The 14,910-nt window shown below is 72.8% G+C and carries 12 protein-coding genes; 4 read left to right on the forward strand and 8 right to left on the reverse strand.

Translation table 11 applies throughout. From position 1 onward, the window contains the following. Window positions 1-154: 154 nt before the first annotated feature. Entirely contained in the window at window positions 155-415 is a 261-nt protein-coding gene (locus tag ACWGIF_RS12490; protein ID WP_453495087.1) for a DUF6343 family protein, read from the forward strand. Between the two features lie 36 nt (window positions 416-451). Here ACWGIF_RS12490 and ACWGIF_RS12495 read toward each other — a convergent pair whose 3' ends face one another. The 4 genes from ACWGIF_RS12495 to rpsA all read right to left on the reverse strand — a co-directional run bounded on the left by ACWGIF_RS12495 (window position 452) and on the right by rpsA (window position 4,434). Next, window positions 452-838: a tetratricopeptide repeat protein gene (locus ACWGIF_RS12495; protein ID WP_453495090.1), complete on the reverse strand. Its 387-nt coding sequence runs from the start codon at window positions 836-838 to the stop codon at window positions 452-454. Window positions 839-973: 135 nt separating this feature from the next. Continuing rightward, window positions 974-1,582, reverse strand: a complete 609-nt coding sequence (gene coaE / locus ACWGIF_RS12500; protein ID WP_453495093.1) for a dephospho-CoA kinase — start codon at window positions 1,580-1,582, stop codon at window positions 974-976. A gap of 103 nt (window positions 1,583-1,685) precedes the next feature. Next, complete coding sequence (locus ACWGIF_RS12505) at window positions 1,686-2,624, reverse strand: PAC2 family protein (RefSeq protein WP_453495096.1); 939 nt, start codon at window positions 2,622-2,624, stop codon at window positions 1,686-1,688. A 298-nt stretch (window positions 2,625-2,922) separates the two neighbouring features. Then, a complete protein-coding gene (rpsA, locus tag ACWGIF_RS12510; RefSeq protein ID WP_030720534.1) occupies window positions 2,923-4,434 on the reverse strand; it encodes a 30S ribosomal protein S1 in 1,512 nt (503 codons plus the stop codon). Window positions 4,435-4,840: 406 nt separating this feature from the next. On the opposite strand from rpsA, the gene ACWGIF_RS12515 reads away from it, so the two are divergent. After that, window positions 4,841-5,635: a class I SAM-dependent methyltransferase gene (locus ACWGIF_RS12515; RefSeq protein ID WP_453495236.1), complete on the forward strand. Its 795-nt coding sequence runs from the start codon at window positions 4,841-4,843 to the stop codon at window positions 5,633-5,635. A 4-nt stretch (window positions 5,636-5,639) separates the two neighbouring features. Then, window positions 5,640-8,336 carry an ATP-dependent RNA helicase gene (locus ACWGIF_RS12520; protein ID WP_453495099.1) on the forward strand — a complete coding sequence of 899 codons (2,697 nt, stop codon included), beginning with the start codon at window positions 5,640-5,642 and terminating at the stop codon, window positions 8,334-8,336. Here the strand turns inward: ACWGIF_RS12520 and ACWGIF_RS12525 are convergent. From ACWGIF_RS12525 to ACWGIF_RS12535, 3 genes are all read right to left on the reverse strand, one after another. After that, window positions 8,326-9,342, reverse strand: coding sequence for a DUF3068 domain-containing protein (locus ACWGIF_RS12525; protein ID WP_453495102.1), 1,017 nt, complete (start codon window positions 9,340-9,342; stop codon window positions 8,326-8,328). The two genes, ACWGIF_RS12520 and ACWGIF_RS12525, sit on opposite strands and share 11 nt — an antisense overlap. A 14-nt stretch (window positions 9,343-9,356) precedes the next feature. Next, a complete protein-coding gene (locus ACWGIF_RS12530; protein ID WP_453495105.1) occupies window positions 9,357-9,497 on the reverse strand; it encodes an SPW_0924 family protein in 141 nt (46 codons plus the stop codon). Between the two features lie 214 nt (window positions 9,498-9,711). Then, window positions 9,712-11,025 (reverse strand): lytic transglycosylase domain-containing protein, encoded by a 1,314-nt coding sequence (locus ACWGIF_RS12535; protein WP_453495108.1) that lies wholly within the window; start codon window positions 11,023-11,025, stop codon window positions 9,712-9,714. A gap of 184 nt (window positions 11,026-11,209) precedes the next feature. Here ACWGIF_RS12535 and ACWGIF_RS12540 point away from each other — a divergent pair, with 184 nt between their 5' ends. Next, entirely contained in the window at window positions 11,210-12,076 is an 867-nt protein-coding gene (locus ACWGIF_RS12540; RefSeq protein ID WP_453495111.1) for a DUF4184 family protein, read from the forward strand. A 32-nt stretch (window positions 12,077-12,108) separates the two neighbouring features. Here the strand turns inward: ACWGIF_RS12540 and polA are convergent, their stop codons facing one another. After that, the gene (polA, locus tag ACWGIF_RS12545) at window positions 12,109-14,829 is read right to left on the reverse strand and encodes a DNA polymerase I (RefSeq protein WP_453495114.1); all 2,721 of its coding nucleotides are present in this window, start codon (window positions 14,827-14,829) and stop codon (window positions 12,109-12,111) included. Between the last annotated feature and the right edge of the window lie 81 nt (window positions 14,830-14,910).

Below are 14,910 nucleotides of genomic sequence, written 5' to 3' on the forward strand. Positions count from 1 at the left end.
ACCCGCAGGCCCGCAGCCCACCGCCCCCGGACTCCACACTCCGCACTCCACACTCCGCACTCCGCACTCCGCACTCCGCACCATCCGACCGGCCGGCGGCCCGGCCGTCGGTCGGACGGCCTGAGTGGGACCATGGACGTGAGAGGCGATGCCCATGCGTTCAGGTAATGAGCCGGTGACCGCGCGCAGCCCGCTGCGGCTGCGGTTCTGGCTGGGCGTCTGGGGGATGATCTGGGCCGTCGGCGGGACGGCCGCCTTCTCGATGGCGGGCCGTCCCGGGTGGGCGGCCGCCTGCGGGGTGCTGGCGGTCATCGTGGCCGTGGACCTGTTCATGGTCCTACGCCACATCCACCAGGGGCCGCATTACCAGCCGGGCCCTGACATCCCGCCGTACGACCCGCCGCGAAACCAATGAGCCGGTGAGCCGGTGAGCCGGTCGGATCAGACCCCGTCAGGCCTGGTCCTCGAAGCGGGCCGCCGCCAGGTAATCCGGCTGCGGGTCGAGGGCGGCGGCCAGGCGGAAGTGCTTGCGGGCCTGCTCGGGCCTTCCCGCGCGCTCATGGGTGCGGGCCAGCGCGAAGTGGGCGAAGGCGTTGTCCGGCTCCCGCTCCAGCACGAGCTCGAACTCCAGCTCCGCCGGGCGCAGTTGAGCAGCCGCGAAGAAGGCCCGGGCCCGCAGCAGCCGGGCCGCCGTGTTCTCCGGGTGGGCGGCTATGACCGAGTCCAACAGTTTGACCGCGCCGCGCGGGTCGCGTGCGGCGAGCAGCTGCTCGGCGGCCCGGTAGTCGATGACGTGTGTTTCCGGGCTGGACGGCGTGGGGCGCGTGGTCTCGGACACGGTCGGAATCCTTCCCTCTACGGGCCCGTTCAACGCCCCCACCCCACCCGCTATTCCGTGCACACGTCAGACGTCGGCCGTCGGCCGTCAGAGGTCACACGTCGGAGTCAGAGATCACACGGCAGGCGACAGTTGTCAGGCGCCGCCGCCCGCCGCCCGCGCGGTGAGCTCCTCCCACACCTTGCGTACCTGCGGCTCCAGCGCCTCCAGCGGCCCGTCGTTGTCGATCACGAGGGTCGCCACCGCGAGCCGCTGCTCCCGCGTGGCCTGCGCGGCCATCCGGGACCGCGCCTCTTCCTCGGCCATCCCGCGCAGTGCCGTCAGCCGCGCCAGCTGGGTCTGCGGCGCCGCGTCCACCACGACGACCAGGTCGTAGAGCGGGGCCAGGCCGTTCTCCGCGAGCAGCGGTACGTCGTGCACCACGATCGCGTCGGCCCCCGCGGCGGCTTCCAGCTCGGCGGACCGGACGCCGACCAGCGGGTGCACGATCGCGTTGAGCGTCTGGAGCTTCGCCGGGTCCGCGAAAACGATGGACCCCAGCTTCGGCCGGTCCAGCGTCCCCTCGGCGGTCAGCACCGATTCACCGAAGGCCGCCACGACGGCCGCGAGCCCCGGCGTACCGGGCTCCACGACCTCGCGCGCGATCCGATCGGCGTCGACGACGATCGCCCCGTACCCCGCCAGCAGTCGCGAGACCTCGCTCTTGCCGGCACCGATTCCGCCCGTCAGGCCTACTTTCAGCATGACCCGCAGCTTAGGCCCCCGGGCCCGAGCCTTGGCCCTGGGTTCCCTTCAGGGACACGACGCCCCGGGACGCCGGGGCGCCCGGGGCTCCTGCGCCGGGACCTCAGCCCTCGCCCTCGCGCTCCGCGAGGAACCGCTCGAACTCCCGCCCGAGCTCGTCCGCCGACGGAAGCTCCGCCGGCTCGGCGATCATGTTGCCCCGGGTCTCGGCTCCGGCGACCGCGTCGTACTGGTGCTCCAGCCCCTGCACCAGGCTGATCAGCTCCTCGTCGCCCTCCCGGATCTGCCGGTCGATCTCCGTCTGCGTGCGGTGCGCCTCGGTGCGCAGCGCGTGCGCCACGGCCGGCAGCACCAGCCCGGTCGCCGCGGTGATCGCCTCCAGCACGGTCAGCGCGGCGTCCGGGTACGGGGAACGCGCGACGTAGTGCGGTACGTGTGCGGCGACGCCCAGCACGTCGTGCCCGGCCTGCGCCAGCCGGAACTCGACCAGGGACTCCGCGCTGCCCGGGACCTGCGCCTCGTCGAAGGGGCTGCGGTGGCCCGGCATGAGGTCGGTCCGATTGCCGTGCGGGGTGATCCCCACGGGCCGGGTGTGCGGAACGCCCATGGGGATGCCGTGGAAGTTGACCGAGAGCCGGACGCCGAGTCGCTCGACTATCTGCCGGACGGCGACGGAGAAGCGCTCCCACTCCACGTCCGGCTCGGGGCCGGACAGCAGCAGGAAGGGGGCTCCGGTGGCGTCCTGGACGAGCCGGACCTCCAGCCGGGGCTCCTCGAACTCGGTCCAGTGGTCGCGCTGGAAGGTCAGCAGCGGGCGGCGCGCCCGGTAGTCCACCAGCCGGTCCGCATCGAAGCGGGCGACCACCTGGTGGGGCAGGGTGTCCAGGAGCCGCTCGACGATCTGCTCGCCGGTCTCCCCCGCGTCGATGTACCCCTCGAAGTGGTACAGCATGACCAGCCCGGCCGAGTCCTGAGCGACCGCCAGGTCGGCCACCGCCAGGCCCTTGGCGTCCCATTCGTACAAACCCTGTGGATCAAGCACCGCCACCACTCCTCCTCGCCGCGTTCTCTGCCAAGAACGTCCAAGGCGGCGCCGCCATTCCCCAGTTGGCCGCATTCACCGGAACCCGATGGATCAAGAGACGGCGCAGCCTCCCAGAACCACGCCGTGCCGAGGAGGCGACGAGACATCGAGGGACGGGACGAGGCATCGCGGTGGAGCAACGAGGCATCGAGGCATCGAGGGGGCAACGCAGCGAGGCCCGCCCCCCGAAGGGGACGGGCCTCGCCGTTCAACTCAGTTCAGCTCGGCTCACACCGGAGTGTGATGCGATCTGCGATCAGCTCTGGCCGCCGGCCAGCTTCTCGCGGAGCGCGGCCAGGGCCTCGTCCGACGCCAGGGCGCCGGAGGTCTCGTCCGACTCCGAGGAGTACGAACCACCCGAGATGCCCGCACCGGCGTTGCCGCCACCGGCGGCCGGGGCGGCAGCGCCCTCGGCGGCAGCGGCCTCGTCGGCCTCGCGGCTCTTGATGACCTGAGCCTGGTGCTGCTCGAAGCGCTGCTGCGCCTCGGCGTACTGGGTCTCCCAGGCCTCGCGCTGCTTGTCGAAGCCCTCGAGCCAGTCGTTGGTCTCGGGGTCGAAGCCCTCGGGGTAGATGTAGTTGCCCTGGTCGTCGTAAGACGCGGCCATGCCGTACAGGGTCGGGTCGAACTCGACCGACGCCGGGTCGGCACCGAAGGACTCGTTGGCCTGCTTCAGGGACAGCGAGATCCGGCGACGCTCGAGGTCGATGTCGATGACCTTGACGAAGATCTCGTCGTTGACCTGGACGACCTGCTCCGGGATCTCCACGTGGCGCTCGGCCAGCTCGGAGATGTGGACCAGACCCTCGATGCCCTCGTCCACGCGGACGAACGCACCGAACGGAACCAGCTTGGTGACCTTACCCGGGACGACCTGACCGATCTGGTGGGTCCGGGCGAACTGCTGCCACGGGTCCTCCTGCGTCGCCTTCAGCGACAGGGAGACACGCTCGCGGTCCATGTCGACGTCGAGGACCTCGACGGTGACTTCCTGACCGACCTCGACAACCTCGGACGGGTGGTCGATGTGCTTCCAGGACAGCTCGGAGACGTGCACGAGACCGTCGACGCCGCCCAGGTCCACGAAGGCACCGAAGTTGACGATCGAGGAGACGACGCCGGAGCGGACCTGACCCTTCTGCAGGGTGGTGAGGAACGTCTGGCGAACCTCGGACTGGGTCTGCTCGAGCCAGGCGCGGCGGGACAGGACCACGTTGTTGCGGTTCTTGTCCAGCTCGATGATCTTCGCCTCGAGCTCCTTGCCCACGTAGGGCTGGAGGTCGCGGACGCGACGCATCTCGACGAGAGAGGCCGGCAGGAAGCCGCGGAGGCCGATGTCGAGGATGAGACCACCCTTGACGACCTCGATGACGGTACCGGTGACGATGCCGTCTTCTTCCTTGATCTTCTCGATGGTGCCCCAGGCACGCTCGTACTGAGCGCGCTTCTTCGAGAGGATCAGGCGGCCTTCCTTGTCCTCCTTCTGGAGAACCAGGGCCTCGATCTCGTCGCCGACCTTGACGACCTCGTTCGGGTCGACGTCGTGCTTGATCGAAAGCTCGCGGCTCGGGATGACGCCTTCGGTCTTGTAACCGATGTCGAGGAGAACCTCGTCCCGGTCAACCTTGACGATGACGCCGTCGACGATGTCGCCATCGTTGAAGTACTTGATCGTCTCGTCGATCGCCGCGAGGAACGCGTCCGCGTCGCCGATGTCGTTGACCGCTACCTGCGGAGTGGTGGCGGTGGTCTCGGTGCTGCTCGTCATGTGGGAAAGGGCTCCGGTTACGGACAGAAAGTCGTAGGTACTGCTACGCCGGGAGCCCTTATCGGCATCCACCGAAGACCGGACAGCCAAGGAGGCCCCCGATCCGCGGAAGAGCGGCAGGGCCTCGAAAACCGAGGGGACATCAACAGATGCAAGCGCAGCCTGCTAGGTCTGAGGAGCACAGGCTCGCAGCGCAACTTGTAGCATACGGGGGCAGCCGGACAGGGTCAATGTGCGAAGGCGCACACCCCGGGCGGATCCCCGCATAACCGGCACAATTCGTGGGCGGGGAGGCCTTCCTGGCACTTCCTGCCACATTCGAAGACACTCGCAGACTACGACGACGGGCCCCATGAACCAAGAGGACTACGCCCCCGAAGAGGCTCACGAAGCCGATCCGGGGTCCATGGAGGACGCCGAGGCCACGCGGCGTGACGCAGATGAAGCGGAGAGCAGCCGGGCGAGCCGCAGCTGGTGGGACCGCAACGCCGACGAGTACCAGAGCGAGCACGGCGCCTTCCTCGGCGACGACCGCTTCGTCTGGGGCCCCGAGGGACTGGACGAGGCGGACGCGGCCCTCCTGGGGCCCGCCGCCTCCCTCAAGGACAAGGACGTCCTGGAGATCGGCGCCGGCGCCGCCCAGTGCTCCCGCTGGCTGGCCGCCAGGGGCGCCCGCCCCGTCGCCCTCGACCTGTCCCACCGCCAGCTCCAGCACGCCCTGCGCATCGGCGAGGACGTCCCGCTGGTCGAGGCCGACGCCGGGCGCCTGCCCTTCCGCGACGGCTCCTTCGACCTCGCCTGCTCCGCCTACGGGGCCGTCCCCTTCGTCGCCGACCCCGTCAACGTCATGCGCGAGGTGCACCGCGTCCTGCGCCCCGGCGGCCGCTGGGTCTTCTCCGTGACCCACCCCGTCCGCTGGGCCTTCCCCGACGAGCCCGGCCCCGAGGGGCTCTCCGTCGCCGCCTCGTACTTCGACCGCACCCCGTACGTGGAGCAGGACGAGCAGGGGCGCGCGGTGTACGTCGAACACCACCGCACCCTCGGCGACCGGGTCCGCGACGTCGTGGCGGGCGGATTCCGGCTGCTCGACCTCGTGGAGCCGGAGTGGCCCGAGTGGAACAGTCAGGAGTGGGGCGGCTGGTCCCCGCTGCGCGGCAACCTGATCCCCGGTACGGCGATCTTCGTGTGCGAGAGGGACTGATCCCTTGATCCGCCAGGCCGCCCTCGACTCCCTTCCCGTACGGGAGGCCGTGCCCGCGCTCGTCTCCGCGCTGGACGGCCACGGCACCGCGGTGCTCTGCGCCCCGCCCGGCACCGGCAAGACCACCCTGGTGCCGATGGTGCTCGCGGGTCTTGTGGGGGGCGGACCGCGTCGGCGGGTCGTCGTCGCCGAGCCCCGGCGGATCGCCGCCCGGGCCGCGGCGCGGCGGATGGCCTGGCTGCTGGGCGAGCAGGTCGGCGGATCGGTGGGTTTCACGGTGCGCGGGGAGCGGGTGGCCGGTCCCGGCACGGTGGTGGAGGTGGTGACCACGGGAGTGCTGCTGCAGCGGCTCCAGCGCGACCAGGAGCTGGCCGGCGTGGACGTGGTGGTGCTGGACGAGTGCCACGAGCGGCACCTCGACGCCGACACGGTCGCCGCCTTCCTCCTCGACGTACGGGAGAACCTGCGCCCCGAGCTGCGGCTCGTGGCGGCCTCGGCGACCACCGACGCCGCTGCGTGGGCCCGGGTCCTCGGTCACGGCGGCCCCGGTGACGCGCCGGTGGTGGAGGCTGCCGGCGTCTCGTACCCGGTGGAGACCGTGTGGGCCCCGCCGGCCCGCCCGGTGCGGCCCCCGCACGGGATGCGGGTCGATCCGGCGCAGCTGGCGCACGTCGCCTCGGTCGTGCGGCGGGCCCTCGCCGAGCGCGACGGCGACGTCCTGTGCTTCCTGCCCGGCGTCGGCGAGATCGCCCGGGTCGCCGGGCAGCTGGGCGGCGTGGACGCCGAGGTGCTCCAGGTGCACGGCCGGGCGCCGTCGGCGGTGCAGGACGCGGCGCTGACGGCTTCGGACCACCGCCGGGTGATCCTCGCGACGGCCGTCGCGGAGTCGAGCCTGACCGTCCCCGGGGTGCGCGTGGTGGTGGACTCGGGGCTGGCCCGCGAGCCGCGGGTGGACCATGCCCGGGGGCTGGGCGCGCTGGCGACCGTACGGGCGTCGCGCGCGGCCGGGCGGCAGCGGGCGGGCCGGGCCGGGCGTGAGGCGCCGGGCGCGGTGTACCGCTGCTGGACCGAGGCGGAGGACGGCCGGCTGCCCGCGTTCCCGGCGCCGGAGATCCGCATCGCCGACCTGGCGCAGTTCGCCCTGCAGGCCGCGTGCTGGGGTGACCCGGATGCGGCCGGGCTGGCGCTGCCGGACCCGCCGCCGGCCGGGGCCATGGCCGCGGCGCGCGAGGTGCTGGTGGCCGTCGGAGCGGTGGACGGCCTCGGCCGGCCGACACCGCGCGGCCTGCGGATGGCCCGGCTGGGGCTGCACCCGCGGCTGGCCCGGGCCCTGCTGGACGGCACCGCCGCGCTCGGTGCCCGGCGGGCCGCGGAGGTGGTGGCCCTGCTCAGCGAGGAGCCGCCGCGCGAGTACGGGGACGACCTGGCCGGCGCCTGGCGGGTGGCTCGGCGGGGTGCGGACCCCTACGCCGGGCGCTGGCGCGCCGAGGTCCGGCGGCTGGAGCGGGCCGTCCAGGACCCTGCGGGGCCCGCCTCCGTCTCGCCCCTTCCCGAAACCGGGGCAGGGCCCCGGACCCCCCAGGGCTCCGCCCCGGACCCGGCGGGGGCGCCGCCCCCGAACCGCCGCGCCTCGAACGCCGGCGGGGCTGAAGCAGGCCGAAAGCCGGCCCCGTCGGCGCTTGCGGCGCGGGGTTCGGGGCGCAGCCCCGGCAGCGGCGCCGCACCCGACGACGCCGCTGCGGGGCTGATCGCCGCGCTCGCGTTCCCCGAGCGGGTCGCCAAGGCCAAGGGCGACGGGGCCTTCCTCATGGCCTCCGGCACCGGGGGCGAGCTCGGCGACGGCTCGGGCCTGCGCAGTGCGCCCTGGCTGGCGGTCGCCGTGGCCGACCGGGCCCCCCACTCGGCCTCCGCACGGGTGCGGCTGGCCGCCGTCATCGACGAGGACACCGCCCGGAACGCCGCCGCACACCTGCGCACGGACACCGAGGAGGTGCACTGGGAGGACGGCGACGTGGTCGCCCGCGCAGCGCAGCGGCTCGGGGCGATCGAGCTGTCCGTACGGCCCCTGCGCACCCCCGACCCGGCCCTCGTACGGGCGGCCCTGCTCGACGGGCTGCGCGCCGAGGGCCTCGGACTGCTGCGCTGGTCCCCGGACGCGCGGGTCCTGCGGGCCCGGCTGGGCTTCCTGCACCGGACGCTCGGCGGCGCGTGGCCCGACGTGGAAGGGGACGCCGCGCTGCTGGAGCGGGCCGACGACTGGCTGGAGCCGGAGCTGTCCCGGGCCCGGCGCCGCGCGGACCTCGCACGGATCGATGCCGGGCAGGCCCTGAACCGGCTCCTGCCGTGGGCCACCGGGGAGGCCGCCCGGCTGGACGAACTGGCTCCGGAGCGGCTCGAAGTGCCCAGCGGATCCCGGATCCGGGTGGACTACTCCGCCGGGCAGCCGGTACTCGCGGTGAAGCTCCAGGAGCTGTTCGGGCTGGCCGAGACGCCGCGGGTGGCGGGCGTACCGGTGCTGGTGCACCTGCTGTCGCCCGCCGGCAGGCCCGCGGCCGTCACCGCCGACCTCGCCTCCTTCTGGCGGGGCGGCTACCGCGCCGTCCGTGCGGAGCTGCGCGGCCGCTACCCCAAGCACCCCTGGCCGGAAGACCCGGCCACCGCCGAGCCCACCCGCCATACCAACGCCCGGCTCAGGCGCTGACCTCTTCCCCTTCCACCACTGCATCCACTGCTTCTTCCGCTTTCCCTTCCTGCCGCATGCGGCGGCCGCGGGCCTCCAGCCACAGCGCCAGGCCCAGCAGCGCGAGCCCGCCGGCCGCCAGGCCGGCGGGCGCGTATGTGTGCAGCGCGAGGACCTTCGTACGGTTCGACTTCACCAGCGCGACCGTGTGGTCGGAGTAGTCCTCGCGCATGGTCACGTGCCCGGCGAAGGCGGTCAGCTTGCCGTCGGGGCCGCCCGCCGCGATGCCGCCGCGCATCTCCTGCTGGATGTCCTGCTCGGCGTTGACCGGCGCCCCGGTCACCGGGTCGACCCAGAACCGCACCTTGGCGGTGTACCAGAGGGTGGTGCCGGTGGCCGCCTCGATCGTCGCCGGGTCGATGCCCTCGATCGGCATCTTCTTCGGCATGGAGACCTTGGTCCAGGGGATGGTCTGCTCGAAGTAGTAGACGTCCATGCCCTTGAACGTGCGCGGTCCGACGTAGTGGATCGGCGAGGAGGTACGGGTCTGCGCGTCGAAGTACAGGTAGTCGCGCGGCTCGGTGAAGAACGGCCACTTGAACTCGATGCCCTGGCGCTTGACCGGGTCCCCGTCGACCATCTCCCCGGTGGCGTGCACCGGGTCCTGGGTGTGCGCGTCGAAGATGTAGCGCTCGGGGATCTGGGAGACCATCTTCCCGTCCGGGCCGATGATGTAGGAGAGGGTGTCCCAGACCACGACGTCCTTGCCGGCGCTCGCCTCGATCTCCTTCGACGCCTCCACGTTGCCCTTGAGCGTCTGGACGATCGTGACCTTGTCGACCTTCTTCGGCTGCATGCCGCCGGTGTAGTCGAGCAGGGTCGCGTCCTTCGCCTCCAGGACCATCTCCTGGTACTGGCTCGGCGGGATCTTGGCGAGACGGGGGTAGGCGTACCAGCGCAGCAGCGGTGCGAGGGCCGCGCAGAACACGGCGAGGGCAAGCAGGACGAGGCTCGCTCTGCGTCGCATGGCCGGGCCCTCCTCTACTGTCCGGGCGCGGGGGGCGCGGTGGTGAGCAGCGGCTTGGGTGAGGTCTTGCCCTCCGGCACGCCTGCCGCCGTGATGGCGAGGACGAGGGCGAGCGCGGCGGCCAGCCCGATGGCGGCGGCGACGAGTGCGCGCATGCCGGCCTCCGAAATCTGATAGGGCGTCAGAGATGGGGCACCGTAGCAATGCGGGGGCGAGATGAGAACCGTCTCGCCCGGCCCGGGGCCGGCCCCGGGCCGGGGGGCGCGGGAAGCGGCCGCGGCCCGGCCCTGGGCGTCCGTCGGCGCGGGCGACGGCGGGGCCGAGCCCGGGCGGGATGTGCGCGATGACGAGGGCGACGGCTTACGCGGCCTACGGGGTTCGTGTCGCGGTGGGGCTCGGCGCGGGCGCGGAGCCCGGCTTCGCGGAGACCGTGGGGCTGGGCGCGGGGGTGGGGGTGGGCCGGACACTGGCGGTCGGGCTCGGGGAGGGCTTCGGGGTCGGGCTGCCCGTCGGGGTGGGCGTCGGCGTGGGCGTCGGCGTGGGCGTCGGCTTGGGGGTGGGCGTGGGCGTCGGCTTGGGGGTGGGCGTCGGAGTCGGAGTCGGCGTGGGGGTGGGAGACGGAGTCGGGGAGGGCGTCGGAGCCGGCTTCGGCGTCGGAGTCGGCGTCGGCGTCGGGGTGGGAGACGGGCTCGGCGTGGGTGTCGGGCTCGGCGTGGGTGTCGGCTTCGGACTCGGGGGAGTCACCGGCCCCGGGGAGGTCACCGGGCCCGGGCCCGGCTTCGTGCCGGGCTGTCCGGCGGGGGTGCCCGTACCGCTCCCGGGGCCCGTGCCGTCCGGGACCTCGTGCACCCCCGCCAGGTAGTACGTGAACCAGGACCGCACCGTCCTCAGGTACTCCGTGGACCGGTTGTAGGAGAGCACCGCCCGGTCCAGGTCCGCCGGTATCCGCAGGTCCCGGCTGCCCGCGCACAGGTACCGCCCGGCCGCGAGGGCCGCGTCGTGCACGTTGTCCGGGTTGCGCCGCCCGTCGCCGTCCGCGTCCTGGCCCCACGCCGCCCAGGTGGAGGGGATGAACTGCATCGGCCCGACCGCCCGGTCGTACCGGGCGTCCCCGTCGTAGGCCCCGCCGTCCGTGTCCGGGATGTGCGCGAAGCCGTTGCCGTCGAGGACGGGCCCCAGGATCGGCCGCAGCGTGGTCCCGGCCGCGTCCACCCGGCCGCCGCGCGCCTGACCGGACTCCACCTTGCCGATCGCCGCGAGGAGTTGCCAGCGCAGGCCGCATGCGGGGTCGCTCTGCCCCACCGTCCGCTCCGCGCGCAGGTACGCCGCGAGCACGCTCGCCGGTATCCCCTGCGTCCCCTCCGCCGGTCCGGTGCCGGCCGAGGCCGGCACCACGTCCGGCGTCGCCGGGGTCTGCGGCGGCGCCGGCTGCGCCTCGTCCGGCAGCACCACGGCGGGCGGCTGCGGGCTCACCAGCGGCGGGAGTTCGGTGAAGTAGGCGGAGTCGCCGCCGGGCGAGTCCGCGGGGAGGGGCTGCGGGCCGGCCTCGCCGGCGGTGGCCGTCCGGTCCGTATACCCGTCCGCCGGGCCCTGCGAGGCGGTCACCGCGGCGACCACCAGCGCGGAGACCAGGGCGGCCGTCGTCCCCCTGCGCAGCCTGCGTCCGATTATTCGAGCCGACATGAGCCGGACCCCTCCCCCTCGACGTCCGCGTGACTGTACGTCAACTCCCTGCAAGGGGCACGGACGATGAGCCGGAATTCACCACATCCCCACGTCCATGGGCAGGTCACGCATACTGTCGGAACCCTTCGGACGCATCGGCCCGAAGCAGGGAACACCCGCGAGAACGTCCAGGAGAAGTGCCATGCCGTTCACTCTCAGCCATGCGGCCGCCGTACTTCCGGCCATCCGCCGGACGGGGCGCGCACGGGGCCCCCTGGTCGCCTCCGCTCTGGTCCTCGGCTCGTTCGCGCCGGACACCTTCTACTTCACGGACGCGGTCGTCGAGGGCGTCATGGCCTACGGCAGCTTCACGCACTCGCCGGCGGGTGTCCTCACCGTGGACGCCGTGCTCACCGCCGCCCTCGTGGGGTGCTGGCTGCTGCTGCGCGAGCCGCTGGTCGCGCTGTTGCCGCGCGGCTGGCGCGGCAGGGTCCACAGCTTCGTACGGGGCGAGGACTGGCGCGAGCGTCGCCGACTGCCCGCCCTCGCCGCCTGGTTCTACGTCTCGGCGGTCGCAGGTTCCCTCACCCACGTGGTGTGGGACAGCTTCACGCACATCGACCGCTGGGGGACGGACGCGCTGCCGGTGCTCGAAGAGCCGCTGGCCTTCGGCCTGCCGCTCTACTCGTACCTCCAGTACGGCTCTTCGGCGGTCGCGGCCTGCGCGCTGCTCTGGTTCACGGCGACCGCCCTGCGCCGGCTTCCCGCCTCTGCGGCACCCGCGGCCGTCCCGGTGCTCAGCCGCGCGGAGGTCTGGGGCGCCATCACCCTGTTCGTGGTGTGCGTGACGGCCGGGGTGACCCTGCGCGTGATCCGCTTCTACACCTTCTTCGACCGGATCCGTACGCCGCTCGACATCATCCCGACCATCTGCTTCGGCGCGGGCGGCGGCCTCGCCGTGGCCCTGCTGCTGTACGGGGTCCTCGTCCGCCTGCGCCACCGCCGCGACCGGGACGGGGACCGCCTGCGGACGGACGAGGACACGCGAACGCCCGTCCCCACCTCCTGACTCCGGCGGGAACGGGCGTGGGCGTACGCGGGTCAGTGCGCTGCGGACTCCCAGTCCGGGCCGACGCCCACGGACACGTCCAGCGCGGCCCGGAGGTCGACGGCGGCGCCCATCTCGCGCCGCACCAGCTCCTCGACCCGCTCGCGCTCGCCCGGGGCGATCTCCAGCACGATTTCGTCGTGGACCTGCAGCAGCATCCGCGACCGCAGACCGGCCTCCACGATCGCCTTGTCCACGCGCAGCATCGCGACCTTGACGATGTCGGCGGCGGTGCCCTGGATCGGGGCGTTGAGCGCCATCCGCTCGGCGGCCTCACGGCGCTGGCGGTTGTCGCTGTTGAGGTCGGGCAGGTACCGGCGGCGGCCGAAGATCGTCGCCGTGTATCCGGTGGCCCGGGCCTCGTCCACGACGCGCTGCAGGTACGCGCGGACCCCGCCGAACCGCTCGAAGAACGTCTCCATCAGGCCGCGCGCCTCGGCGGGCTCGATGTTCAGCTGCTGGGCGAGACCGAAGGCGGAGAGCCCGTACGCGAGGCCGTACGACATGGCCTTGATCTTGCGGCGCATCTCGGCGTCCACCGCGGACCGCTCCACGCCGAACACCTGGGAGGCGACGGTGGTGTGCAGGTCCTCGCCGGTCGCGAACGCCTCGATCAGGCCCTCGTCCTCGGAGAGGTGGGCCATGACGCGCAGCTCGATCTGGCTGTAGTCGGCCGTCATGAGGGACTCGAAGCCCTCGCCGACGACGAAGCCGCGGCGGATGGCGCGTCCCTCGTCGGTGCGCACCGGCACGTTCTGCAGGTTGGGGTCGGTGGAGGACAGCCGGCCGGTCGCGGCGACGGTCTGGCTGAAGCTGGTGTGCACCCGGCCGTCGGCGGCGATGGTCTTGACCAGGCCCTCGACGGTGACGCGCAGCTTGGCCTGCTCCCGGTGGCGGAGCATGATCACCGGCAGTTCGTGGTCGGTCTGCGTGGCCAGCCAGGCCAGCGCGTCCGCGTCCGTCGTGTAGCCGGTCTTGGTCTTCTTCGTCTTCGGCAGGTCCAGCTCGCCGAAGAAGACCTCCTGGAGCTGCTTGGGCGAGCCGAGGTTGAACTCGTGGCCCACCGCCGCGTGCGCCTCCTTCACCGCCTGCTGCACGGCGCCGGCGAACTGCTGCTCCATGGCCTCCAGGTGATCGCGGTCGGCGGCGATGCCCGACCGCTCCATGCGGGCGAGGAGCTCGGACGTCGGCAGCTCCATGTCGTGCAGCAGCTCCGCCGCGCCGACCTCGGCGAGCTTGCCGGTGAAGGCGTCGCCCAGGTCCAGCACCGCGCGGGCCTGCGCCATCAGCGCCTCGGCCTCGGCCGTGTCGTCGGCGCCGAAGGCCAGCTGGCCGTCGGCGGCGGCCGGCGCCAGCTCCCGGTGCAGGTACTCCATGGACAGGGCGTCCAGGTCGAAGGACCGGCGGCCCGGCTTGACCAGGTAGGCGGCGAGCGCGGTGTCCATGGCGACACCCGCGAGGCTCCAGCCGTGCTCGGGGAAGACCCGCATCAGACCCTTGGCGTTGTGCACCACCTTGGGCTTGGCCGGGTCGGCGGCCCAGGCCACGAAGGCCCGCTCGTCGGCCTCGTCCAGCTCTGCGGGCGTGAACCAGGCAGCGGCGCCTCCGGCCGCGGCCAGCCCGATTTCGCTGATGTTGCCCTGGCCCAGCGCCCAGCTGTCGACGGTCGCGATGCCCAGCGGCCCGCCCGCGTGGCTCTCCAGCCACGGCGCCAGCTCGCCCGCGCCCAGCACGGAGGCGTCCAGCTCCACACCCGCCGCCGGAGCGGGGGCCGGCTCCTCGGCCGCGCCCGGGTCCACGGCGAGCAGCCGCTCGCGCAGCGAGGCGTTGCGGATCTCCAGTACGTCCAGCACCCCGAGCATGGCGGTCCGGTCGTACGGGAGGCGCACCAGGTCGGCGGGGGCCCTGGGCAGCTCCACGTCCTTGACCATCTCGGTCAGGACCCGGTTGAGCTTGACGGCCTCCAGGTGGTCCCGGAAGTTCTGCCCGGCCTTGCCCTTGACCTCCTCGGCGCGCTCCACGAGCTCCGCGAACGACCCGAACTGGGTGATCCACTTGGCTGCGGTCTTCTCGCCGACGCCGGGGATGCCCGGCAGGTTGTCGGACGGGTCGCCGCGCAGCGCAGCGAAGTCCGGATACTGCTGCGGGGTGAGCCCGTACTTCTCCTCGACCTTCTCCGGTGTGAACCGGGTCAGCTCGGAGACGCCCTTGGTCGGGTACAGCACGGTGGTGTGCTCGGACACCAGTTGGAAGGAGTCCCGGTCGCCGGTGACGATCAGCACGTCGAAGCCGGCGGCCTCCGCCTGCGTGGCCAGCGTCGCGATCACGTCGTCGGCCTCGAAGCCGTCGATGGCGAACCGCGGCACGTGCATCGCGTCGAGGAGCTCGCCGATCAGCTCGACCTGCCCCTTGAACTCGTCGGGGGTCTTGGAGCGGTTCGCCTTGTATTCGGGGAACTCGGTCGACCGCCACGTCTTGCGGGACACGTCGAACGCCACCGCGAAGTGCGTGGGCGCCTCGTCGCGCAGCGTATTGGCCAGCATCGACGCGAAGCCGTAGATGGCGTTGGTCGGCTGGCCCGTCGCGGTCGTGAAGTTCTCCGCGGGCAGCGCGAAGAACGCCCGGTACGCCAGGGAGTGCCCGTCCATGAGCATCAGGCGGGGGCGGTCCGCTGCGGTCGTCTGGTCGGTCTTCTTCGATGCTGAATCTGCCACGCCCCCGATCCTAGGCGCCCCCGCTGACAAATCCGGCGTCGGCGATATCCGGAGGCCGTGACAGGATCGGATGTGGATACG

The organism is Streptomyces sp. NPDC054849 (assembly GCF_053610945.1).